The 24,389-nt window shown below is 42.5% G+C and carries 17 protein-coding genes; 11 read left to right on the top strand and 6 right to left on the bottom strand.

The window, feature by feature from the left end:
* Positions 1–260: 260 nt before the first annotated feature.
* The 7 genes from RMZ42_RS21205 to RMZ42_RS21175 all read left to right on the top strand — a co-directional run bounded on the left by RMZ42_RS21205 (position 261) and on the right by RMZ42_RS21175 (position 9,075).
* Entirely contained in the window at positions 261–1,331 is a 1,071-nt protein-coding gene (locus tag RMZ42_RS21205; RefSeq protein WP_322673259.1) for an Mrp/NBP35 family ATP-binding protein, read from the top strand.
* A 154-nt stretch (positions 1,332–1,485) separates the two neighbouring features.
* Complete coding sequence (gene rodA, locus RMZ42_RS21200) at positions 1,486–2,799, top strand: rod shape-determining protein RodA (RefSeq protein ID WP_322673258.1); 1,314 nt, start codon at positions 1,486–1,488, stop codon at positions 2,797–2,799.
* 95 nt (positions 2,800–2,894) lie between these two features.
* Complete coding sequence (locus tag RMZ42_RS21195; protein WP_322673257.1) at positions 2,895–3,092, top strand: NAD(P)H dehydrogenase subunit NdhS; 198 nt, start codon at positions 2,895–2,897, stop codon at positions 3,090–3,092.
* A gap of 79 nt (positions 3,093–3,171) precedes the next feature.
* Positions 3,172–3,828 carry an HAS-barrel domain-containing protein gene (locus RMZ42_RS21190; protein ID WP_094351696.1) on the top strand — a complete coding sequence of 219 codons (657 nt, stop codon included), beginning with the start codon at positions 3,172–3,174 and terminating at the stop codon, positions 3,826–3,828.
* 148 nt (positions 3,829–3,976) lie between these two features.
* Complete coding sequence (locus tag RMZ42_RS21185; protein ID WP_322673256.1) at positions 3,977–6,115, top strand: cation:proton antiporter; 2,139 nt, start codon at positions 3,977–3,979, stop codon at positions 6,113–6,115.
* 469 nt (positions 6,116–6,584) lie between these two features.
* Positions 6,585–7,535, top strand: coding sequence for a UDP-glucuronic acid decarboxylase family protein (locus RMZ42_RS21180; RefSeq protein WP_322673255.1), 951 nt, complete (start codon positions 6,585–6,587; stop codon positions 7,533–7,535).
* A 148-nt stretch (positions 7,536–7,683) separates the two neighbouring features.
* On the top strand, positions 7,684–9,075 hold the full coding sequence (locus tag RMZ42_RS21175) for a UDP-glucose/GDP-mannose dehydrogenase family protein (protein ID WP_322673254.1): 1,392 nt from the start codon (positions 7,684–7,686) through the stop codon (positions 9,073–9,075).
* 141 nt (positions 9,076–9,216) lie between these two features.
* Here the strand turns inward: RMZ42_RS21175 and RMZ42_RS21170 are convergent, their stop codons facing one another.
* The 6 genes from RMZ42_RS21170 to RMZ42_RS21145 all read right to left on the bottom strand — a co-directional run bounded on the left by RMZ42_RS21170 (position 9,217) and on the right by RMZ42_RS21145 (position 16,019).
* Entirely contained in the window at positions 9,217–10,011 is a 795-nt protein-coding gene (locus tag RMZ42_RS21170; protein WP_322673253.1) for a DUF2993 domain-containing protein, read from the bottom strand.
* A 565-nt stretch (positions 10,012–10,576) separates the two neighbouring features.
* Positions 10,577–11,548 carry an aldo/keto reductase gene (locus tag RMZ42_RS21165; RefSeq protein WP_322673252.1) on the bottom strand — a complete coding sequence of 324 codons (972 nt, stop codon included), beginning with the start codon at positions 11,546–11,548 and terminating at the stop codon, positions 10,577–10,579.
* Positions 11,549–11,793: 245 nt separating this feature from the next.
* A complete protein-coding gene (locus RMZ42_RS21160) occupies positions 11,794–12,099 on the bottom strand; it encodes a DUF4090 family protein (protein WP_322673251.1) in 306 nt (101 codons plus the stop codon).
* A 154-nt stretch (positions 12,100–12,253) separates the two neighbouring features.
* On the bottom strand, positions 12,254–12,508 hold the full coding sequence (locus tag RMZ42_RS21155) for a hypothetical protein (RefSeq protein WP_322673250.1): 255 nt from the start codon (positions 12,506–12,508) through the stop codon (positions 12,254–12,256).
* Positions 12,509–12,566: 58 nt separating this feature from the next.
* Complete coding sequence (locus RMZ42_RS21150; RefSeq protein WP_322673249.1) at positions 12,567–15,680, bottom strand: phosphoenolpyruvate carboxylase; 3,114 nt, start codon at positions 15,678–15,680, stop codon at positions 12,567–12,569.
* A gap of 84 nt (positions 15,681–15,764) precedes the next feature.
* A complete protein-coding gene (locus tag RMZ42_RS21145) occupies positions 15,765–16,019 on the bottom strand; it encodes a hypothetical protein (RefSeq protein WP_322673248.1) in 255 nt (84 codons plus the stop codon).
* A 466-nt stretch (positions 16,020–16,485) separates the two neighbouring features.
* Between RMZ42_RS21145 and RMZ42_RS21140 the strand changes: the two genes are divergently transcribed.
* The 4 genes from RMZ42_RS21140 (at position 16,486) to psbA (RMZ42_RS21120) (ending at position 24,102) form a co-directional block, all read left to right on the top strand.
* Positions 16,486–19,500: a DUF1574 family protein gene (locus tag RMZ42_RS21140; RefSeq protein WP_322673247.1), complete on the top strand. Its 3,015-nt coding sequence runs from the start codon at positions 16,486–16,488 to the stop codon at positions 19,498–19,500.
* 101 nt (positions 19,501–19,601) lie between these two features.
* The gene (locus RMZ42_RS21135) at positions 19,602–21,101 is read left to right on the top strand and encodes an MBOAT family protein (RefSeq protein WP_322673246.1); all 1,500 of its coding nucleotides are present in this window, start codon (positions 19,602–19,604) and stop codon (positions 21,099–21,101) included.
* A 352-nt stretch (positions 21,102–21,453) separates the two neighbouring features.
* The gene (psbA, locus tag RMZ42_RS21130) at positions 21,454–22,536 is read left to right on the top strand and encodes a photosystem II q(b) protein (protein ID WP_322673245.1); all 1,083 of its coding nucleotides are present in this window, start codon (positions 21,454–21,456) and stop codon (positions 22,534–22,536) included.
* 462 nt (positions 22,537–22,998) lie between these two features.
* The gene (gene psbA / locus RMZ42_RS21120; RefSeq protein WP_322673244.1) at positions 22,999–24,102 is read left to right on the top strand and encodes a photosystem II q(b) protein; all 1,104 of its coding nucleotides are present in this window, start codon (positions 22,999–23,001) and stop codon (positions 24,100–24,102) included.
* Positions 24,103–24,389: the final 287 nt, after the last annotated feature.

Raw genomic sequence — 24,389 nt, 5'->3', positions numbered from 1 at the left:
ACTCTTAACTCTTAACTCCTAACTTTTAACTCCTAACTCAGCACGGGCTAAACCTTAGCTTTCCGCTAACAGCACTCAGTACTCCCAATGCCTAATGCCCAAAGAAAGTTAAGATTCTATTAGGTAATAATGCAATTTGCTAAGTTTTATCACGGCAGTAACAGTGATAAAACTTAGCTGACTTTACTTAAGAAGGCATCCAGTTAATAGCTAAGATGTTCCCCACAAGTGTATTTATTCATTTTGAATTTTGAATTTTTATGTACGATGTCCTCGATTCCCGCTCTGTCTTAGAAATTTTGCGACCAGTGGAAGACCCAGAACTCCGCAAAAGTCTGGTAGAACTGAATATGATTCGCAACGTAAAAATTGACGGTGGTAAGGTTAGTTTCACTTTAGTGTTAACCACCCCTGCCTGTCCTTTACGTGAATTTATTGTCGAAGACTGTCAGAAAGCTGTCAAAAAACTTCCAGGCGTGACAGATGTCAGCATAGAAGTGACGGCAGAAACACCACAACAAAAAAGTTTACCCGATCGCACTGGCATTTCTGGAGTCAAAAATATCATTGCTGTATCCAGCGGTAAAGGTGGCGTTGGTAAAAGTACCGTGGCGGTAAATGTTGCAGTGGCTCTAGCCCAAACTGGGGCGAAAGTCGGCTTGCTAGATGCTGATATTTACGGGCCCAATGACCCAACCATGCTGGGTTTGTCTGATGCTCAAATTACTGTGCGTTCTACTGAAACAGGTGAAATCCTGGAACCTGCTTTTAATCACGGCGTCAAATTAGTTTCAATGGGCTTTTTAATTGACCGAGATCAACCAGTAATTTGGCGGGGGCCTATGCTCAATGGTGTAATTCGCCAGTTTCTCTATCAAGTGCAATGGGGTGAACTGGACTATTTGATTGTAGATATGCCACCGGGAACAGGAGATGCTCAGTTAACTTTAACGCAAGCAGTGCCAATGGCAGGGGCGGTAATTGTCACCACACCGCAAAACGTAGCTCTGTTAGATTCTCGCAAGGGATTGCGGATGTTCCAACAGATGAATGTTCCGGTATTGGGGATCGTGGAAAATATGAGCTATTTTATCCCCCCCGATCGACCAGATAAGCAATATGACATCTTTGGTTCCGGTGGTGGCTCCAAAACAGCTGCTGAATTGGGAGTACCACTGTTGGGGTGCGTGCCGCTAGAGATTTCTACGCGAGTTGGTGGTGATAGCGGTGTACCGATAGTTGTTGGCGACCCAGATTCAGCTTCAGCCAAAGCATTAACAGCGATCGCTCTTACCATTGCTGGTAAAGTATCAGTTGCTGCCCTGACATAATTATAAATTTTATATTTCTATCTACTTCCTGGGCTATAGCTTGGGAATACTAGAAATTGGGTGTTAGGGATTAGAGAAGTTGGGGAAGAATAAATATTGATTATTGACCAATTCCCAAACCCCAACAATTAAAGCTAAAGTCTAAACTGGCACAATGTTGTTAAAACGATCGCTCCCCAAAATTCGCTGGAAGTCTTGGGTTAAGCCCTGGCAGCATGTAGATTGGCTACTTTTTTGTTTGCCGATTGCTGTTAGTATTTTTGGCGGCCTGATGATTCTCAGTACGGAACTGAAGCAGCCAGTAACTGACTGGTGGTGGCACTGGATGGTAGCGGGTATCGGCGTGCTTATAGCCCTATTTTTATCTCGCATTCGTTACGAACTCTTGATGCAGTGGCACTGGGTAACATACACACTGACGAACTTCAGTTTAATTGCCGTGATGATTGCTGGTACTAGCGCCAAAGGGGCACAACGGTGGATTAGTATCGCCGGTTTTAACGTGCAACCCTCAGAATTTGCCAAAGTAGGCATGATTATCACATTAGCAGCTTTGCTACACAGACGGACTGCTTCTAGCCTCGAAGGTGTTTTCCGCGTTCTGGCAATCACCGCTATACCTTGGGGATTAGTATTTTTGCAGCCAGATTTAGCAACATCACTGGTATTTGGTGCGATCGTCTTAGGAATGCTTTACTGGGCAAATGCTAACCCAGGCTGGTTAATTCTGATGATTTCTCCGGTGGTTGCCGCCATTTTGTTTAGTATCTCTTGGCCTTTAACAGCGCCGATAGTTTTATTCAAAGAACTATCTTTTGGCCCATTAGGATTAATTTGGTCAGTTGCAATGGCTATTGTGGGCTGGCAAACTCTTCCCTGGCGTCGATTTGGTTTGGGTGCTATCGGTGCGTGGACTCTCAATATACTGGGTGGCGAATTAGGAGTCTTCGCCTGGAACCATGTTTTGAAAGAGTATCAAAAAGACCGACTAACTGTATTCATGAATCCCGATCACGATCCACTCGGTGCTGGATATCACTTAATCCAATCTCGCATTGCTATTGGTGCTGGTGAAATCTGGGGATGGGGTCTGTTCAAGGGGCCCATGACACAACTGAATTTTGTACCAGAACAGCATACAGACTTTATTTTCTCCGCAGTAGGGGAAGAATTTGGTTTTGTCGGTTGTTTGTTAGTACTGTTTGTCTTCTGCTTAATTTGCTTCCGTCTACTGCATATTGCCCAAACCGCCAAAGATAACTTTGGTTCTTTGTTGGCTATTGGTGTTTTGTCCATGATTGTGTTTCAGCTGATTGTCAACATTGGCATGACTGTTGGTTTAGCACCTGTGGCAGGAATTCCCTTACCTTGGATGAGTTATGGGCGTTCTGCGATGCTGACCAACTTCATTTCCTTGGGAATAGTAGAATCGGTAGCAAATTTTCGACAAAAACAGAAGTATTATTGATTCGTCATTAGTCATTTGTCCTTTGTCCTTCGCTAATGACAAATGACTATTAACAAGTATTAAGCTATTAAAAGGAAACAAACGAGGCTAAAAAAATGATTCTGCCTGGAGCAACTGTTCGTATTAAGAATCCCGCAGATACCTATTATCGCTACGAAGGACTCGTGCAACGGGTGAGTGATGGCAAAGTAGCCGTATTATTTGAAGGTGGTAACTGGGATAAATTAGTTACCTTTCGTTTGAGCGAATTGGAACTCGTAGAAACTACCGCCGGACGTAAAAAAGCCAAATAAAATTAGTCATTAGTCATTTGTTCTTTGTCATTTGGCAAAAACTAATGACTAATGACGAATGACTAATGACTAAATCACTATGCGCCTCCCCCTACCACAGTTTGCCACTGGCGATCGCCATCCGAACCACATTGCGGAGGTGATTGAAACTACTAGTACTGAATTTTTAGCTCAGTGTTTAGAGCCAGAAGATTTAAGCTTTCCCTCCATGCCACCCTTTGGTAGTTGGGTCTGTTCTGTAGATGAGGAATCTGGCAATCAAATTTATGCTGTAGTGTATTATGCCACAACTATGCCCATAGATTCCGTACACAGAGCAAGAGCATTAGGGTTGTCCTTGCAAGACTTACGGGAAGAACAACCCCAAATATTTGCCATGCTCCGCACAGAATTTAGGGCTGCGATCGTGGGATTTGAACTATCTTCGCAAAATCAAAGTTATAACCAAAGAGTATATCAGTATCTTCCACCCCGTCCCCCGCAAATTCATCAAGCTGTTTATCGATGTGAACCAGAAGCTATCATTAAATTTACTGAAGAACTAGATTTTTTACGGACACTGCTGTGTATAAATGGTGCGCCAATCGAGTCTTTAGCCGCAGCTGCCATTCGAGATGTATACCAGTTACGCAAAGCTGACCGACAATGGCTAATTAAAGCTGGACGTAGTTTAAGTGTGCTACTTAAAGACGACTACGATCGCTTACGATTCATTTTGAGTCAAATCCACCCGTAGGTAGTTAATTCTTAAATAATTGCCTAGTTAGTGTAAATTAAGAAGATTTTTGATTTTTTGTCAGGTGGCTTCCCTATCTATTCATATTGATCGGGCGATCGCCTCCAAGGTAATCGCTGTTTTACCATAGCCCCTTCAATTCCTATATATGGAACTAATATCACAAGTTCTTGTTCTGGAACCAACTTCCCAAGTTCTTGGCAAAGAACCAATTGTTCCCTTTGCTATTTTGCTGGTGGTCATCTTAGTTATACCCATCATGTTTGAGCGGCTAAGATTACCAGGATTAGTGGGTTTGGTTTTCTCAGGGCTAGTACTTGGGCCCTCAGGTTGGAATCTTTTTCAGTCTGACTCACCCATGATTAACCTACTATCAGACATTGGGTTAATTTATTTGCTATTTGTCGCTGGGCTAGAAATTGATTTAGAACAGTTTCGTCGGAAAAAAAGTCGTGCTTTTGGGTTTGCTAGTTTTACTTTCAGTGTACCCCTACTCATGGGAACCTTAGTAGGGCTGATTTTCGGCTATGGCTGGAATACTTCAATCTTAATTGGCTCTTTATTTGCTTCCTATACCCTTTTGGCATACCCCATAATCAGTCGTTTGGGAGTAATAAACAACGAAGCTGTTACTGTCACCATTGGAGCTACGATTTTTACAAACATTGGTGCAGTATTAATATTAGCCATTTGTGTAGCTGTCTCTCATACTGAAGCATTCAGCTTTGCGAAACTACTAACTTTGTCTGGTTGGTTAATTATTTACTCTGTGGCTGTTGTGACAGGCTTTGATTGGGCAGGCAAAGAATTTTTCAAACGGTCTGGAGACGATGAAGGAAACAAGTTTTTATTTGTGTTGCTTTCTGTGTTTCTGGCAGCTGTGGGCGCTCAATTGATTGGGGTAGAAAAAATTGTTGGTGCTTTTTTAGCGGGTTTGGCAGTGAATGAAGCTGTGGGTGAAGGTCCAGTCAAAGAAAAGGTGGTATTTATTGGCAGTGTGCTGTTCATTCCTATTTTCTTTGTTGACCTTGGCTTACTGATCGATTTACCCGCCTTTGTGAATAATCTGAACACGCTCAAATTAACGCTGTCGGTCGTAGTTGGTTTGATTATCAGTAAATTGATCGCAGCTTTGTTGACAAAACTGGTTTACCGCTATAAATGGCAAGAAATGCTAACGATGTGGTCGCTGTCACTACCCCAGGTTGGTACAACGTTAGCAGCAACTTTAGTGGGATATCAGTCTGGGTTGCTGCCAGTAGAAGTATTACATAGTGTGATTGTTTTAATGGTGGTCACATCAACCTTGGGGCCGTTGATAACTAGTCGAATAGCTGTGAGTTTGAATTCCCCACCAGATGAAGATCCAGCACCACCCCTAGCTGAGGAGAATGCATCAAAAACAGACAATGCTTTTACTATAGTCGTACCTATATATAATCCTCAGACCCAGCAGTATTTGATTGAAATGGCAGCGTTATTAGCACGTCAGTCTCATGGCAAAATTATACCCCTGGCGATCGCTACTGCTGCTGCTCACATGGATGCACCCCAGTTAGAAGCGTCTCTACAACGGAGTGAGTGGTTATTGAATAAAGCCACGACACAAAGTCGAACCTTGGGCGTAGCCGCAGAACCAATGCTGCGAATCGATGATGCTTTTGCTCAAGGAATTAGCAGAGCGGCTCGCGAACAAAAGGCTAATTTAATTGTTATGGGTTGGGGTAAACGGACTGGGTTACGAGCGCGTTTATTTGGGAATGTGATTGATGGTGTGCTTTGGGCATCTCATTGTCCAGTAGCAGTGACACGTCTAGTAGAATCACCGAAAAAAATTCAGCGGATCTTAGTACCAATAGAAAACTTAACAGCACCAACATTACAACCCGTACAATTTGCCCAGCTGCTAGCACAGGCAAATCAGAGCCACATTACTGTGCTGAATGTGTGCGATCGCCGTACTAGTTCTAGTAAAATTGCTTGGAGGCGATCGCATCTCTCCTTATTGGTATCTAAATTGGCTTTAGCCAATGCCCCAGAAATTCAAATCATCGCTCACGAAAATGTTGCCCAAGCGATTTTACAGGCAGCAAGATTATATGATTTAGTAGTTTTACCTTTTATACGTAATCGTACCAGTCCTGGAGGGTTAGCCATTAGCGATGTCACAACCCAGTTAGCCAGACAACTCACCTGCTCAATTATTATGCTTGGAGAACCGCAACGCACTCAAAGCACAAATTTAATTATGTCTACCACGGCTAGCAGCATTACATCTGCTGTATGATGTAAAGCAGAATACAGTTCAAGTAAGTAAACCTGGGCTGCATTAGAATAGTCCGCCGGAGGCATCAAATTTCCGAAAATATTGTTAATAAATGAATAAGCTGTAGGGATTTACATCTGTATTATTTGGATATATTTGTAGCGCGAGTGTCAACGCCATCTCGACTAATTTTTTGTATCCAATTAAAAACTTGATAACCGTAAAAATACTTTATATTTTTGAAGATTTGATAAAGTTCGGCTGAACAACAAACAACTTTTAAACAATTTCTGTTATTTTGCTAATTAAATTCTTAAGAAAACAGGTAAAAATATAACAAAACTACAACTGTGAAAAAATAGGTAAGTTCAACAACAATTTTGGATTGAGCCTTGTTATTTTTTTTTGTTTTGTATTTTTGTGCCCAAGGTGGGTAATCTAAAAGTAAGTGCAATAGCTACTGAAAATATTTGTAAGTAACTGGGAAACTATGAGAATTTTGGTGACGGGCGGTGCTGGGTTTATTGGTTCCCATCTCATCGACCGACTAATGGCTGCTGGGCATGAAATAATATGCTTGGATAATTTTTACACTGGTCATAAACGCAACATTTTAAAATGGTTAGACCATCCGTACTTTGAATTGATCCGTCACGATATTACCGAACCAATTCGGTTAGAAGTCGATCAAATTTATCATTTAGCTTGTCCTGCTTCACCAGTACATTACCAGTACAACCCAGTTAAAACCGTTAAAACCAACGTGATGGGAACACTGAATATGTTGGGGCTAGCTAAACGTGTGAAAGCGAGGTTTTTCTTAGCTTCCACTAGTGAAGTATACGGAGATCCAGAAGTTCATCCCCAAACTGAAGAGTATAGAGGTAGCGTCAATCCGATTGGAATACGTTCGTGCTATGACGAAGGTAAAAGAATTGCTGAGACTCTAGCATTTGATTACTACAGGCAAAATAAAGTTGATATTCGAGTTGTGCGGATATTCAACACCTACGGACCGAGAATGTTAGAAAATGATGGTCGGGTGGTGAGCAACTTTATAGTTCAAGCCTTACAGGGTAATCCTTTAACCGTGTACGGTGATGGTTCGCAAACTCGTAGTTTCTGCTACGTTTCCGATTTGGTAGAAGGATTCATCCGCCTAATGAATAGCGACTACATTGGCCCAGTCAATCTGGGTAATCCTGGTGAATACACGATTTTACAATTGGCACAAACTGTGCAAAATATGATCAATCCAGACGCGCAGATTAAATTCGAGGCACTACCTTCGGACGATCCCCGACGTCGCCAGCCTGATATCACAAAGGCAAAAACTTGGTTAAATTGGGAACCTACCATTCCTCTACAAGAGGGTTTAAAACTAACAATAGAAGATTTTCGCGATCGCATTCAAAGCGATGTCAATAATTCAACCACCTGAGTTACGTCTAGCGTCGCTCTAAATTTTCATGCAGGCTAACCCCATCGGTAGCTAGTATATTTAGTTGCTGATTTTTCCCAAGCGTCTAAGTGTAAAATTGATAATTTCTTTTTGAAGATTAAACCCAAATAAGTGAGGAGTTAAATAAATGCGTGTTTGCGTTATTGGTACTGGTTACGTTGGTTTAGTTACAGGCGCTTGCTTGGCTCATATTGGGCATGATGTAATTTGCGTAGACAACAACGAAGAAAAAGTTAAGTTAATGAAGTCTGGGCAGTCTCCAATTTTTGAGCCGGGACTCTCAGAAATTATGCAGTCTGCCATTCAAACAGAGAAGATTCATTTTACTAGCGATCTTGCTGCTGGAGTTTCCCACGGAGAAATTCTGTTTATTGCTGTGGGAACGCCACCTTTGCCCACTGGTGAAAGTGATACTCGTTACGTCGAAGCTGTAGCTCGTGGGATTGGTGAAAATCTCAACGGTGGTTATAAAGTCATAGTGAATAAATCTACAGTACCCATTGGCTCAGGTGACTGGGTGCGGATGCTTGTTCTAGATGGTGTTGCAGAGCGGCAGAAAACACTGATACCCGCAGGTGGAGTGCCGAGTGATGAGAAATTACCTGAATTTGTAGCCGAGTTTGATGTAGTCAGCAACCCAGAGTTTTTGCGTGAAGGTTCGGCAGTTCACGACACCTTTAACCCCGATCGCATCGTACTAGGAGGCAATAGCCAAAGAGCAGTAGCTTTAATGCAACAACTGTATGCCCCAATTGTAGAACGCAAGTACGCTGACGATCAATCTTTACCCCCAGTGCCAATTCTGGCAACAGACCTGAGTTCGGCGGAGATGATTAAATACGCTGCTAATGCCTTTTTAGCCACTAAGATTAGTTTTATTAACGAAGTTGCTAATATTTGCGATCGCGTTGGTGCTGATGTCACCCAAGTAGCTAGAGGTATTGGTCTAGATTCCCGCATTGGTAACAAGTTTTTACAAGCTGGTATTGGTTGGGGTGGTTCTTGTTTTCCCAAAGATGTCTCCGCTCTGATTCACACTGCTGATGACTATGGTTATGAAGCCCAGCTACTGAAATCTGCTGTCAGTGTCAACGAACGTCAGCGGTTGATTGCTTTGGAAAAACTCCAACAAGTTCTGAAAATTCTCAAAGGCAAAACAGTCGGACTACTCGGACTGACCTTCAAGCCCGATACCGACGACTTGCGCGACGCCCCAGCACTCAACCTAATTGAGCAGCTAAACCGACTGGGAGCTAAAGTTAAAGCCTATGACCCCATTGTTTCCCAAACAGGTCTACGTCATGGACTTTCTGGTGTGCTAGTAGAAACCGATGCCGAAAGACTCGCTGACGGCTGTGATGCCTTAGTACTTGTCACCGAATGGCAGCAATTCAGCACTCTGGACTATGTGAAGATGGCGAAACTGATGGCCCACCCCGTTATCATCGACGGTCGTAACTTCCTCGACCCCGAAGCAATGATCCGCGCTGGATTCCAATATGTAGGTGTGGGAAGATAAAAAGTTAAAAGTTAGGAGTAATTAATAACTCCTAACTTTCTCCAAAAACTAAAGATTTAAATTACCGTCTAGAATCATCTAGGCGGTATTTAATTTGTTTAAAGCTTCACTATACTTTAATTTTTTGCCTATAATTTTGGATTAAGGACTATTTGGAATACGTTCAATTTCAGCATATCCACTGAAAATAATTTTTTGACCTTCAGTTTCTAATCGGTTGAGGCGCATTTTCACTCCATCAAGATCAAAACGATCCAAATCGACCATATTATCTAAAATTTCTACTAGTGCTACGCTCAAGGTTTGCGAGATTTCCCGTTGCCCTTCTGGCACTTGGTCAAGTTGAATTTTCGGATCTTTGAAAGAAACTCGCCGCCGTCTTTCAATACCTACAGTTAAAATCATGTTCAGGGGTACGAGTTCGCCATTATTTAAATCTGCTTTTGCTACAAGCTGTAAGCGATTTTCTGGCAATAGCTGTACCTGAACATCTGTAAAGGAGACTGGTTCTCCACCAGATAATTCTGTCAGTGATGGTACGGTGAGGTTAAGCAAGCGCTTTTTCACCAGTTCTGCATTAAAAGCTTGGTTTATGCCTGCTTCTGATAAGATTACTTGAGCGATCGCTTGAGTAGGTTGCTTAAGGCTAAGTTTGCCCTTTAAAACCGAGCCGAAGTCAATGGCCACCGCATCAGTTTCAAACGACATCTCCTCAACCGCGAAATCTCTCCGAATCACCAAGCCACGGCCGCTCATTTTGAAGCTATCAATGCTGCCTTGCAAGAGCTTGCTGGAAGGATAGCAGCGCACAAAGACTTCTACTGACTCGCTCGTGCTAAACAGGTGGCGAATCGTTTGGCTGGCGACTGTGTTGAGCATTCGCTCTCCCCAATCTGTGCCTTTAGGATCTTGTAAACCAGTAAGTCCGCCGAACATGTGGTTTTGGGTCTCTAGAAGTTCTTTGTACTTTTGTAACAAATCATGAAGAATACAGCAAGCGATCCCGTGATTAATTGTGCTAATGGATAGGCATAGAATGGCTGATAATTGATGAATTATGTATTAAATATTACTATGTGACTTAAGTTGAGAGAAAGTCGTAGTATTCATGACAATAGTAATCCTAAGAGAATCAGATTATTGCGGCGTAGTATTTTATAGATGGTTAAAATGTATCATTTATACTGTTATAATACATTTTGGTTACTTTGATACTACATAGATAAAGTAAGGCTGAGTCTTCCTGAATCAGCTTCAACCTCATGGTTTCCACACGTATTGCGAGGTCTTACGATCCGCTCAAATACTGCATTAGCAATATTAATCGTGCTAATTTTGATATGATTCTGGATTTATTTAATGTATAAAACCAGAATAATATCAAGATATTCACGTTCTTTGGCAATTTTCGTTATAGTTTCCGTGGCGATCGCTCCATAGTTTTTATAATTTTAAATTCATTAATCAAGTTTCTAGAATTCAAAATATATTGGTATTGAGTTTATTTTCTTGATGCTGACATCAATTCCTGGATGCCCTGTGGTTCTTCTCCCAGCCAATCTTGATTTTGGGCAGTGCTGTCGAAGATTGATGAGGTTTTGAAAGGCTCAAACTCGCCGCGTGATGACGCTTCTGCCGTTTTTGCTAAGAGCGATCGCACTTGCTCGTCGTTCATTGGCTGGAACGTCCGCACTGCTTCAAAAGCTTGCTCTAAAATCTCCATGCTGTCAATTCCGGTAATCACAACCGATGTGGGCAGATTCAAAGCATAGTGTAAACACTCAATTGGCGTTACAGTATTTGACCGTAAAAGAATACCGTTTGCCAAGCTTTTCATTCCCAAAACGCCGATGTTTTGTTTAACTAGCTCTGGTAAAACCAGCTTTTCAAAGCTTCGGTAGTGGGCATCCATCACACTCAGAGGCATCTGCACTGTATCAAATTTAAACCCGTTAGTGGCTGCAACTTCCAGCATATGCAGATGAACATAGGGGTCTTTATGCCCAGTAAAACCTATATATCGGAGTTTGCCAGCTTTCCGTGCTTCAATCAAGGCAGCATTCGCCCCTTCTTCGTGAAAAACTCGATGCGGGTCTTCGTGCCGCAGGATTTCGTGGTGCTGAACCAGATCGATGCAATCAACTTGCAAGCGTTGCAGTGATTCGTCTAGCTGTTTTGCTGCTGCTTTTTTAGAGCGACCATCAATTTTCGTCATTAGGAACACTTTGTCTCGATAGCCATCGCCTAGCGCTTTTCCCATGCGAATCTCGCTGACTCCACCGTTGTAATCCCAACTGTTATCCATAAAGCTGATGCCGCGATCGATGGCGGTTCTAACAATTTGGATACCTAGTTCCTCATCAACGTGCTTCAAGGCGATGTGCCAACCACCCAATCCGATGGCGGAAACTTTCTCTCCTGTACTACCAATAACTCGGTATTGCATTTCTGAATTTGACGTGGTTCCTGACATGTGTTCTCCAAGTCTTTTAGCTATTACTTAAGTACATATAGCCATCTGCCAATTCAAACACAAGAGGAAATTGACAATATCTTGCTGAAGATACACTTTTCAACCCGATCGGGAAATTCTTGAAGAAGCCAAAATATCGATGGCAATTTGCTATGTTTGAGGTAAAGAATTGAGGGTACAGCATTGCTGTACCCCTACAACATATTTGGTTCAAATAAATGAAAACTGTTGTAAAACATTAACAATTATTTGCCGCTATAAAAAAAAGCAATTTCTTTCTCTTTTAGGGGTGCGAAACCAGCATCTATAAGTAATTGATCGAGTTCTGCTTGGGGAATGTGTTTTGCGCCAATTCGTACAATACGCGATCGCATAGTATTAGATACACCACTGCGCTGTCTATTGCTTTCTAGCGCCATAACTTTACCATAAAGTTCTAGCTTGGCAGGTGGAATGGGAGAACCATCAAAATCAATTCCCTGTGCGATCGCTTCATCAATCGCATCAGCTCCTGTAGTAGTTTGATTCCCTGGGTTAGTTTCGGTAGGCATGGTGATTTACTCTTCTTCGCTATGGGTAGATTTTACCAGCGTTACTGACACCAAAGTTGCCCGAACTCACGTTTACAGAAGTTTTCATGTATTTGAACCACATTTGTTGTAGGGGCGCAAGGCTTTGCGTCCTTACAACTGCGTGGTCTCTTTATTAATCACGAGCTTGTCGCGTCACCACACCACCAACAAATGCCCCTAAGATAGTGCCTGTCCATAGCCCTGTTGTGCTACCTTGCCATATTGCTCCTGGTGTAATCCAAGCGTTGCACATCTCCTTTAAACCCCAAGGTTGGTTTTGACACTTTTGACTATGCAGCATTATGGTAATTTGCCCACTGGTGTAAGCGCCAAAAAAACCTGATGACAGCGCCAAGAAAGTGCAAATTAAAATTCTGTTTTTTGTCATTTGTCATTTGTCATTGGTCATTGGTCATTATGCCCTATGCCCAATGCCCCATTCCCAATCAACCTGTATTTCTCATCCCGGCTGCAATACCATTAATAGTTAACAATGCTCCTCGCAGTAACTCGCCTTTGCTGTAACGAGAATGAATTACTCCAGAAGTAGCAGTAGTATTTTGGGACTGCCGTAGACGCTTGAGTAGTGAAACTTGGATAAATCCTAAGGGGACAATTGTGCCATTGCGTAACTGCACAGATCGTTGCAATATTGGATCGCCATCTAACAGTCGATTGTGATCGGTGATTTTTAAGACCAAATCCTTTGTCAGATAGAACTCGCTAGCAATTTGGTCAAACACCTTGGCAAAACGAAGTTGATCTTCTGGTTTTGAGAGTTCTTGGACGTAGTGATGTGCCATTTGTATATCTACTTTTGCCAAAGTCATCTCGGCCTTAGAAATCACCATCTTGAAAAAGGGCCACTTAACGTAAAAGTAGCGCAGTAATTTCAAGTGTTCTTCTGGTTCTACGTTCAGGAATTCTTGTAATGCTGTGCCAACGCCATACCACGAAGGAAGTAAAAAGCGGGTTTGCGTCCAGCTAAATACCCAAGGAATAGCTCGCAGACTGCTTAAATCTTTTTTACCAGATGGACGACGTGCGGGACGGGAACTAATTTGCAGTTGGCTAATTTCTTCAATAGGAGTTACTTCGTGGAAGAAATCGACAAAATCAGGCTGTTCGTAAATTAAAGCACGATAATGTTGACGCGATCGCGCTGCTAATTCTTCCATAATCTCATTCCAGGGTTCAATATCATCAAACCCTGTCCGCAGCAGGCTGGCTTGAATCACAGCCGTGGTGATGGTTTCCATGTGATACAAAGCCAAGTCCAACAAGGAATATTTGGAAGCTAAAACTTCTCCTTGTTCGGTAATCTTGATTCGCCCATTGATACTATGACCTGGTTGAGCCAAAATCGCTTCGTAAGCAGGGCCCCCACCTCGTCCCACAGAACCGCCGCGTCCGTGGAAAATTCGCAAATTTAGATCGTAGTTTTCTGCTATTTGTTGCAGTGATTTTTGAGCTTTATGAATTTCCCAATTACTGCTTAAAAAACCAGAGTCTTTGTTGCTGTCAGAATACCCCAGCATTACTTCTTGTAAGTTGGGGGTGATGGAGGAGGCAGGGGAGCAGGGGAGCAGGGGGGCATGGGAGGCAGGGGAGGCAGGGGGGGCAGGGGAGGGTGAATTTTCATCTGCACCTTCTGTTTTTGTCTGTTCGTAACCACCGGCTAATAAAGCGCGATATAACGGCAGTTCAAACAGTTTCCGCATGACGCTTCTAGAGCGTTGTAAGTCTTCTACTGTCTCAAAAAGGGGGATAACTTGAATAGTTCCGACGGCAATGGCGGGGTCAAAAAGTCTGGCTTCTTTAGCTAAAAGCAATACTTCCAACACGTCGCTCACGTCGCGGCACATACTGATAATGTAAGTTTGGCAGATGTTCAGACCAAATTCTTGTTGGAGCGATCGCACGACGCGAAAGGTTTCAATTACATCGTTGGTTTTTTCGGAAAATGGCAATTCTGCGGGAATTAATGGCCTGCGAGTTTGCAGTTCGCCTGTAAGCCAAGCAACTTTTTGCTCCTCGGAGAGTTCGTTGTAAGGTTGAGGTAATATTTGCAGGTATTCCAGTATTTCATTGAGCGCATCGGCGTGGCGGGATGATTCTTGGCGGATATCTAACTGTGTCAAGTTAAAACCAAAAATTTCTACCTGACAAATCAGATTTTCTAATTCTCGACAACTTAAACCTGTTTCTGTCAAGTTGCGCTGAATCATTCGCAGTTCTGCTAAAAAATCGGCTCCCGAACGATACAGGGGGCTGTCTTGATTTGTTGGCGTTTCCCGATTGTACAAAGCGAGATTGCGATCGCGAGTATTTTCCAGCCGTTTCAGTACGTAAGCCAGTTTGAGCCGATAAGGTTCTTGTCGATAACGCAGTGCCAGTGCATCGTAGACTTCACTCAATTGGGACTGATCCAATTCTAGAGATTCCAGTAAGTCTGGTAAAACATCACTCCAGTGCATCGACACACTCAACAATTCAATCAGATTTTTCACTGACTGAATATATCTCCCGATCACCATTTTGCGCTGATAGCAAGCTGTTTTCCAGGTGATTTCAGGTGTGACTGATGGGTTTCCATCTCTGTCTGAGCCTACCCATGAGCCAAAAGAGCAAAAGTTTTTACTCGGTGGTTCAAGCCAAGGAAAGGTATTGGATAGAGCGTGTTTGAAACGTTTATACAGTTGGGGAATGCCATCAAATAAAACTTCTTGGAAGTAGTGCAGGGCATAATCTACTTCATCTAGCACTGTGGGTTTGAACTGGTGAAGTTCATCTGTACGCCACCACAGGCGAATCTCTTCGAGCAATTGTTCGCGGACATCTACTGCTTCCCAAGGATATGCTCCTGGTGTACTCCCAGAGTGATTTTCCAAGGTATCCAGTTTTTGCAAAAGTTGTACCACCTGTCGCTGCTTATCCCGGATGGTATGACGAACAATTTCCGTCGGATGCGCTGTAAAAACTAACCGCACATCCAGATGTGCAATTAGACGTTGAATTTGCTGGGGTGGTACATTCAGTTTGAATAAATAGGGAAACAAGGCAGCAAAAGTACCTTTTGGTTTGACTTGCGCCTTTTCGAGATAATTCTTTTTCAGGAAGGCTGCTGCTATTCCCTTGCTAACAGGCGCATCATCTTCTCTTTGATTGGAGGAATAGTTAACATTAGACGGTGTTTCCGGCTCCATAGCCTCTGTTTCTGCTTCATAACGACTCAATTGCTGCCGTTGTTCGTATTCCTGCTCTATGATGTTAATCAGCTGAAAATACAGAGCGAAAGCACGAGCCGCGCGAATTGCTTCGTTGATATTTAGTTGTTCAATTAATTTTACGGCTGAGGATGCTTGGTCATTTGTTGCTTGTCCCTCTGGCGAACATAGATCGCGCAACTCACGCAACAAGTCTACCATATTTTGACCGCATTCTTGCCGGAGAACTGACTCCCACAATTCTTCCACTACCTGGAGACGATGACGCAAAAATAATTCCGACACCGGGTATATATCAGCAGTTTGAGACGAAGAGTATAAAAGGGAACCCATATTCTCTATTCTTGTAAAGCTAATTACTGTTTACGGTTCTAGGTTTTGCACTTAATGCTCGCTGGGTTGTTCCTGAGCAAATAATTATTTGGTGTATATCTTCTCATCTTGATTGATTTCGCGTTCATCTGGGAAATCTAAATTGGGTAGGCGATCGCCTCGAAATAATTCTTCACTAGCTTCTCCTATGGCTTCTAGTGCTCTTACTGTAGTTTTTCCAGTAATCAGCAGCAGTAATATAGACGCTGTACCTATTTGTAAAAGGAACGATTGAGGAATCGGAAACAAATCCAGATTGGATGCGGGTTTAGGTGAAGACTCTTGGTTGGTAGGAGGCATTGCTAATTTTTGGTTATGGGAATTATGAGTAAAAAGCAGTTAGGAGTTAGGAGTTCAGAGTTAGGAGTTAGGATGACTCCAACGATAAAGGAATGGAGTTGAAATGAGATAAGCTGATTATTTGTTTAGCCGATCCGGGACATTAGCGTAGTCGGACACAAATCCGGCTTTAAAGGACAAGTCATCAGCCAGTCATATAGAATTATTCTGACTCCTAGCTCCTGGCTCCTAACTTTTAACTCCTAACTCCTAACTTCTGATTTCTGACTCCCTATTAGTAAAATAAACGCAAAACTCAACATTAGTCAGACTTGCAACCTATACAAGACTATCTTGTCCGATTTTGTGAGCTACGAAGGTAACAAAATTGTTAAAAAAAAACGTCAGAGTGTGATAAACCTATGGTTCTAGTTTACAAGTGCAGGCACTATCCCCCAACCATCGCTGACTGTAAAGTTAACTGAGCATGAAAACAGTAGTACCAGATCGCCAGCAATCCTTAGTGCAATGGGTAAGCCAAGCAACAGGGATCAACACTTTCGGAGTGAAAGTCCGGTTGCGGGGAAATGACCTTCATATTCTTTGTGAAGGTACAGAATGTCCGCAGCGTTGGCGTACTTTGTCTGATTTGCTGCAAGCACTACAGCAAACAAACTTAGATATCCTCACAAACAGCGAACAAACCTCAATATATCAAGTATTTGTCTATGGCCGCAGAAAAGGGGAGCAGCGTCCCTCGTGGTGCCATCGGGTTCACTTGAATCAAATAGATAAGCATCTCGATCAGGTGCAACAAGCGCTGCTAGCAGACTCGGAAAAATTAAAACAATCGGGTGGGGCGCTAATTGTCTCTAACGAAAGTTTGGCACGCCAAGGGAATCCAGAAGCGATCGCTCGATATCTTAGCGAAACTTTGAGTACGTTAGGTGTATCAGTACAGGTAAAGATTAAGCCATATAAGCCCAAGAATTCTCAGCCAGAAGAAAATCGCCTGTGGATATTTTGCCAGTCGAGCTATAGCCCTGATGCATCGTTGCTTGCCGAACCCATAGCACAAAAGTTACGTTATCTCAAGCTTTCCGGGTACCAAGATGCCGTAATTGTTTCTCAGGTGAGCGGCGAAACTGTCCCTGATTGGCTGCTGCGGGTGGATTTGACGCCACCAGAGGTGATGCTGAAAGAGTGGGCGCGTTGGGGAGATGTCCAAGCGATCGCTCGATTATTAGCTGAAGTACTATCAGGATTAAAAGTTGGTGTCCAAGTTTCTTTAAAAGAATCAACGCTACATATATTTTGTATCCCAGCTTTCGATCCTTTAGGAACAGCCCCGATCCCAGACAAGGTAGCGTGCTTAAAGGCAATTTTACCGCAGCTAGAAGCGATCGCTCCTCAAGCCATTCTCGCCGCCACCGTATACGGACAAAAAGCAGGCGACAAAGAACCCACTTGGATTGATTGGTTGAGTTTACCCGCAGCAAACTATCCCGCTTTTGCCATATCACCACTTGATTTGGCAAATACTGGTGATGAACCAGCGATGGTATTTTTACTAGAGCGTTTACTCAACCCTGATTTGGATTGGCGACTATTGACAGGTGGAATTCGCGTACTTCTACTGAACAAAAATGGTTTATTGCACATTATGTGTGATGCACCTGTTTGTCCACAGCGACAACAAGTAGCAAGTAAAATTACGCAGTTTATCCGCCAGTTAAAAATTTCCGATATTATGGGAGTACGTATCTACGGTCGCCGTGCTGGGAATAAAGAACCTTTTTGGCATTATGGCGTCGATCTTGAACATCGCCAACGTTTAGTACCAGAAGCAACCCCAGAATTTGCTGCTACTTCTATATACATTGACGATTTAGTAACATCTGAGACTAGTGAACCAATTTTGCGCCCAGACTTAACGACAGAAGAAGTTCAAAATTTTGTAACCGAAGTAGCGCGAGATTGGATAGCAACGGCGAGTTCAACTGCGAGAAAATTCTTGTTGAAAAGCCAGTTATTTACCGAAAGCAGCGATTCAGCAGAACGTAACCATGATGTTCAAGGAATTAAAATTGCTCTAGTTTGGGGAACACTGGGATTATTGCTCACCCTGCAAACTGATTGGGTATTGGGTCGAATTATTGCACGTACTACGCCCACGCCAAAAGTAGCTAGTGCCACCCTCCCATCTCCATCTTCCGAGCAAAAGGCATCTTTGACATCTGGAAAAAATCAGAGTGAGAAAACGACATTTTTTAGCAGCACTTCCAAGACAAAATCTCCTCCAAATCAGAGTTCTGTATTTAATGCTTCGGAATTTACCCAGACTGATGATACCCCAAAAAATAATTTGGCAGCCGCACCACTGAAGGAAAAAGCAACCGCAACAGCTATTCTTTTAGCAGCGCGATCGCAGATGCCAAGTTTTAATGTTAGGCAGTTAGACGAGCAACTAGCACTGTATAAACAGCGTTTGGCTAGAACTGGTAGTCCGCCAGATGTGTTGATTATTGGCTCCTCGCGCGCCCTCAGAGGAGTAGATCCCGCAGCACTTTCTAAAGCTTTAGCAACTCAAGGTTATCCAAATCTTGACGTGTTTAACTTCGGAATCAACGGTGCTACGGCACAAGTTGTAGACTTTGTGATTCGTCACGTTTTAGAACCATCAGAACTACCCAAAATAATTATCTGGGCAGATGGGGCGCGTGCTTTCAATGGTGGACGCGAGGATATTACCTTTAAATCACTTGCGGCATCCGTTGGTTATAAGCAAGCATTCCAAAAAACAGCAACCACTGCAAATAGCAATGATTTACCAGAGAATATAGTAAATTCGGAAGAACAAAAAACAAACGAAGAAAAACAGGAGATTAGTACTTATGAAGCCGTCAATCAGTCATTAAATCAGGCTCTAGCCTCTGTTTCTGCTAGCTATCAAAACCGCGATCAAATTAAAAGTTTACTACAAAAACAACTGCTCGTATTTGGTAAAAATCAGACAGTTGCATCACAAAAACAGTTGACAGACGGTACTTCAGATGAAAGTATTTCCCAGCAAGCAGTTGACTTTGATGGCTTTCTACCTTTGTCGATTCGCTTTAATCCCGCGAGATACTATCAAAAACATTCCAGAGTTCCCGGAAATTATGACAACGACTATAAATCTTTCCAAGTAGAAGGACAGCAAGATACTGCTTTTCAAGAAGTGCTTCAGTTTACCCAGTCTCAGAAAATCTCCTTAGTATTTGTCAATATGCCTTTGACGGCAGATTATTTAGATCCAGTGCGTAAACAATATGAGCAACAATTTCAGCAATATATGTTGCGTTTGGCTACTAATCCCAACTTTATTTATCGTGATTTGAGCCAACAGTGGCCAAAAGTAAATGATTTCTTTTCCGATCCTAGCCACCTCAATCGGTTTGGTGCATACGAAGTATCGAAAAAGCTAGCTAACGATCCGATGATTCCTTGGCCAGTGAAGTAGGGAGTGGGGATGAGGGAGCAGGGGGCAGGGAGCAGGGGGCAGGGAGCAGGTGAGAATAACTAATGACCAATGACAAATGACACATGAAAAATGACTAAAAAATGAACTTTATCTCAATTTTCTTTGGGCTGTTCTTATTGAGTGTGTTAGGAATTTACTGGTCTTTAGCACAACATAAATTGCGATTATGGACGCTGCTAATTGCTAGTTTGGTTTTTTACTCCTCTTTGCACATCCAATATATACCATTACTATTAGCATTGACGTTTATCAATTTCCGTATAGGACTGAAAATTGGTAACAACACATCACCAGGGAAACATTCTCTTGACTGGCAAATTTCTAACGAAGAGTGGCAATTTGCTCAAGTTGATTGGAATCGTCGCCGTTTAAAGGTTTTGTGGGTGGGTATAATTCTAAATGTTTTTCTGCTATTAGCTTTTAAGTATTTTACCCCTTTATTCAAGTTTGTTTTTCATGTTCAAACAAACTCACCAGATAGCTCTTTTAAATTAATTGCACCCTTGGGAATTTCATTTTTCACCTTTGAATGTATTGCTTATTTAATAGATGTCTATCGCGGTGCCCCTGCTACTGATAATTTTCTCAAATTTGCTACGTACAAATTATTCTTCGCCAAACTGATTTCAGGGCCGATTACGCGCTACCACAACTTAGCAAATCAATTCAATACATTAGAATTACCCAATACTAATAGAGTAGCCCAAGCGCTGTGGTTGATTGCTAGGGGCGCAGTCAAAAAAGGTATTTTTGCAGACCACTTGGGAATTTTTGTAGATTTATGTTTCGGTAATTTGCAACGGGCCGGTAGTACGGATCTCTGGTTAGCTACATTTGCTTATGGGTTGCAGTTATATCTAGATTTCAACGGTTACGTAGACATTGCCCGTGGTAGTGCTATGCTTTTCGGTTTAGTTCTACCTGAAAATTTCGACTTTCCTTATTTCAGCACCAATATTTCTGAATTTTGGCGGCGCTGGCACATGACTCTGGGTGATTGGTTACGTAACTATGTCTACTTTCCGTTGGGTGGTTCCCGTCGCGGTTTAGTCCGTACCTGCTGGAATTTATTTATTGTGATGCTAATTGCTGGTATCTGGCACGGTGCTGCTTTGGGTTATGTCGTTTGGGGTATACTCCACGGATTAGCTTTGGTGGTTCATCGACTTACAGATTCTATAAGCGATCGCTTTGAAACTTTAGAACAATTCTGGCAAAATCCTCTGGGTATCTTTGTCGCTTGGTTCTTAACTCAAATGATGGTTTTTACCTCTTGGATTTGGTTCCGTCTACCTAATCTCCAAGACTCTTCTTTGGTAATTCGGCATCTTTGGGGTTATCCGGCTGACGCCCAGTTTGCTGAAAAGGTCTATGTCGAAGCCTTAAATATGAGCCAATCCCAACTCGCTTGGGTACTTCTAGGTTTAGCTGCGCTTATGGCTGTAGTCTATGCATTCAATCGAATGCTGAAGTTAGAGTTTAACTGGCCCCTTAAGCTTGTCTTCGTCCCCCTATGTTTTTACGCTGTTTGGTTATTAGCTCCTGAAGGCAGTTTGCCTTATATCTACTTTGATTTTTAACTGAATCATCAGACAATATAGAACTTAATATCTTGTTACAAATCAACAAGACTTAAAATGTTTTTCATCGACTAATTGTAAAGAAGTGTAAAGGTAAATAACTAGGCGATCGCTTCATTGAAAGTGGTAGCTAGTTTATTGTTGAAATGGCTGAAAAAGCTTGAATCTATTACTTTTATTTTGATTATTTCATAGAAGGAAAACTTTACAGATCGATGAGCTTGTTAAAGAATTACGTTACAGAATATTAAGCCAAAGATCCCGTCAAAGTAAATTCATGTAGACTGTATTTCAACAGGCGAAAATAAATCCGTTTGTTGCATATTTAACAACCCATAGCACTTATAAAACCATGACCACAACCTTACAACGGCGCTCCGACGCTAATGTATGGGATCGCTTCTGCGAGTGGATCACCAGCACTGACAACCGTATATATATCGGTTGGTTTGGTGTACTCATGATCCCAACCCTGCTAGCTGCTACAACCTGCTTCGTAATTGCATTCATCGCTGCTCCTCCTGTGGACATCGACGGCATCCGCGAACCAGTTGCGGGTTCTTTGATTTACGGAAACAACATCATCTCTGGTGCAGTTGTTCCTTCTTCAAACGCAATCGGCTTGCACTTCTACCCAATCTGGGAAGCAGCTTCTCTTGATGAGTGGTTGTACAACGGCGGTCCTTACCAGTTAGTAATTTTACACTTCTTGATCGGTTGCGCTGCCTACCTTGGTCGTCAGTGGGAACTTTCTTACCGCTTAGGTATGCGTCCTTGGATCTGCGTAGCTTACAGCGCACCTCTGGCTTCCGCTACCGCAGTATTCTTGATCTACCCAATTGGTCAAGGTTCATTCTCTGATGGTATGCCTTTGGGTATCTCTGGAACCTTCAACTTCATGATTGTGTTCCAAGCAGAACACAACATCTTGATGCACCCCTTCCACATGTTAGGTGTGGCTGGTGTATTCGGCGGTTCATTGTTCTCAGCAATGCACGGTTCTCTAGTAACTTCTTCCTTGGTTCGTGAAACCACCGAAACCGAGTCCCTTAACTACGGTTACAAATTCGGTCAAGAAGAAGAAACCTACAACATCGTTGCAGCCCACGGCTACTTCGGTCGTCTAATCTTCCAATACGCTTCCTTCAACAACAGCCGTTCGCTGCACTTCTTCCTCGCAGCATGGCCTGTAATCGGAATCTGGTTCACCGCCTTGGGTGTAAGCACAATGGCGTTCAACTTGAACGGTTTCAACTTCAACCAATCAATCATTGATTCTGAAGGTCGTGTGATTTCAACTTGGGCGGATGTAATCAACCGCGCTAACCTGGGTATGGAAGTAATGCACGAGCGTAACGCTCACAACTTCCCCCTAGACTTAGCTGCTGGTGAAGTTACACCTGTCGCTCTGACTGCTCCTACTATCAACGGTTAATTCTGAAGATTTAGCTAAATAAAAAGCGCCTCCACAAATGGGGGCGCTTTTTAGTTGTAATTATTTTAAAGATTAAAAGTAAAGTCTTTCCAGGTTTGTGGTTAGCTGTCACCTCACTAATCATAGGAGATATGACAAAAGTTTTAGCAGTACTGCAACAAGGGTTAAATTCAAAAAAACACGCTGAGTTTGTTGAGCGTTTAGCTTAATAAAATTTAAAAATAATGTCTTGAAAAATAAAAATTACTAATGTAAAACGTGATATTAGGAGCCGGGAAATTTTCCCCTTTTTTCAGACAGTCTCCCTTGGGAAATTAGTTAACAGCATTTTTGGTGTGAGGTAATTCCAGAGAGTCCCGGCTATTAGGGAGAAGGTATTTGGCGAAGTCTTTGAAAACAGCTTAATTCTCAATTCTTAAAATTGGGAAAGTTTGTTGTCACCGATTTATCAATAACACAGTTATGACCACAACTTTAGGAAGAAGCGAAAGCGGCAACCTGTGGGATCGTTTCTGTCAATGGATTACTAGCACCGACAATCGGCTTTATATTGGCTGGTTCGGCGTTTTAATGATTCCTACCCTATTAACCGCTACCATCTGTTTCATTATTGCCTTTATTGCTGCACCACCCGTTGATATTGACGGCATTCGGGAGCCAGTTTCTGGTTCTTTATTATACGGCAATAACATCATCACTGGTGCTGTTGTACCTACATCTAATGCAATTGGTTTGCACTTCTACCCAATTTGGGAAGCTGCTTCAATGGATGAATGGCTCTACAACGGCGGCCCTTATCAACTCATTGTCTTGCACTTCTTGATTGGTATCTTTTGCTGGCTCGGTCGGCAATGGGAGTTAAGCTATCGTTTGGGGATGCGTCCCTGGATTTGCGTTGCTTACTCTGCGCCTGTAGCTGCTGCGACTTCGGTTTTCTTAATTTATCCAATTGGTCAAGGTAGCTTTTCTGACGGGATGCCTCTGGGCATTAGCGGCACGTTTAACTTCATGTTCGTATTCCAAGCCGAGCATAACATCCTCATGCACCCATTTCATCAACTAGGTGTAGCGGCGGTGTTCGGTGGTTCCCTGTTCTGCGCGATGCACGGTTCTTTGGTGTCTTCCTCTTTAGTTAGAGAGACAACAGAAGCTGAATCTATAAACTACGGTTACAAGTTTGGTCAAGAACAAGAAACCTATAGCATTGTAGCGGCTCATGGTTACTTTGGGCGGTTAATTTGGCAATATGCCAGCTTTAACAACTCGCGTTCTTTACACTTTTTCTTGGCTGCTTGGCCTGTAGTTGGGATCTGGTTAACGGCATTGGGCATCAGTACGATGGCGTTCAACCTCAACGGGTTTAACTTTAACCAGTCAATTCTTGACTCCAAAGGTCATGTAGTTAATACATGGGCAGATGTGCTAAACCGCGCCAATTTGGGTATAGAAGTGATGCACGAGCGCAATGCTCACAACTTCCCCCTGGATTTAGCGGGTGGTGAGGCAGTACCTCTGGCAACGATGTCTACGACGGGCGTAGATGCAGCACCTATAATTCACGGTTAATTGTAAGTTAAAATTCACTGCGCTCTCTGTATGGAGGGCGCTTTTTTCGTGCATGAAGCTATAGTTATACAAATATTTACACAGATAAAATATAAAAAAAATATCTGGTGTATTTGGGTACAATTACTAAATTGTTACTCATTTATATTAGTAAATGCATTGGTATAAATAAAAATAATTATCAAAACTGTAAGCAGTGGATAAACTAACTACTGATGATTATCCCAAAAGTTTACATACATTGTGTTTTCACAAACTACAAATCTTAAATTTTAGTTTTTGTCTCA

The sequence above is a fragment of the Nostoc sp. DedQUE05 genome (genome assembly GCF_034530955.1).
Lineage (GTDB): Bacteria > Cyanobacteriota > Cyanobacteriia > Cyanobacteriales > Nostocaceae > Nostoc.
Note: the sequence above shows the minus strand (reverse complement) of the source record. Positions and strands in the feature narration are given on the sequence as shown.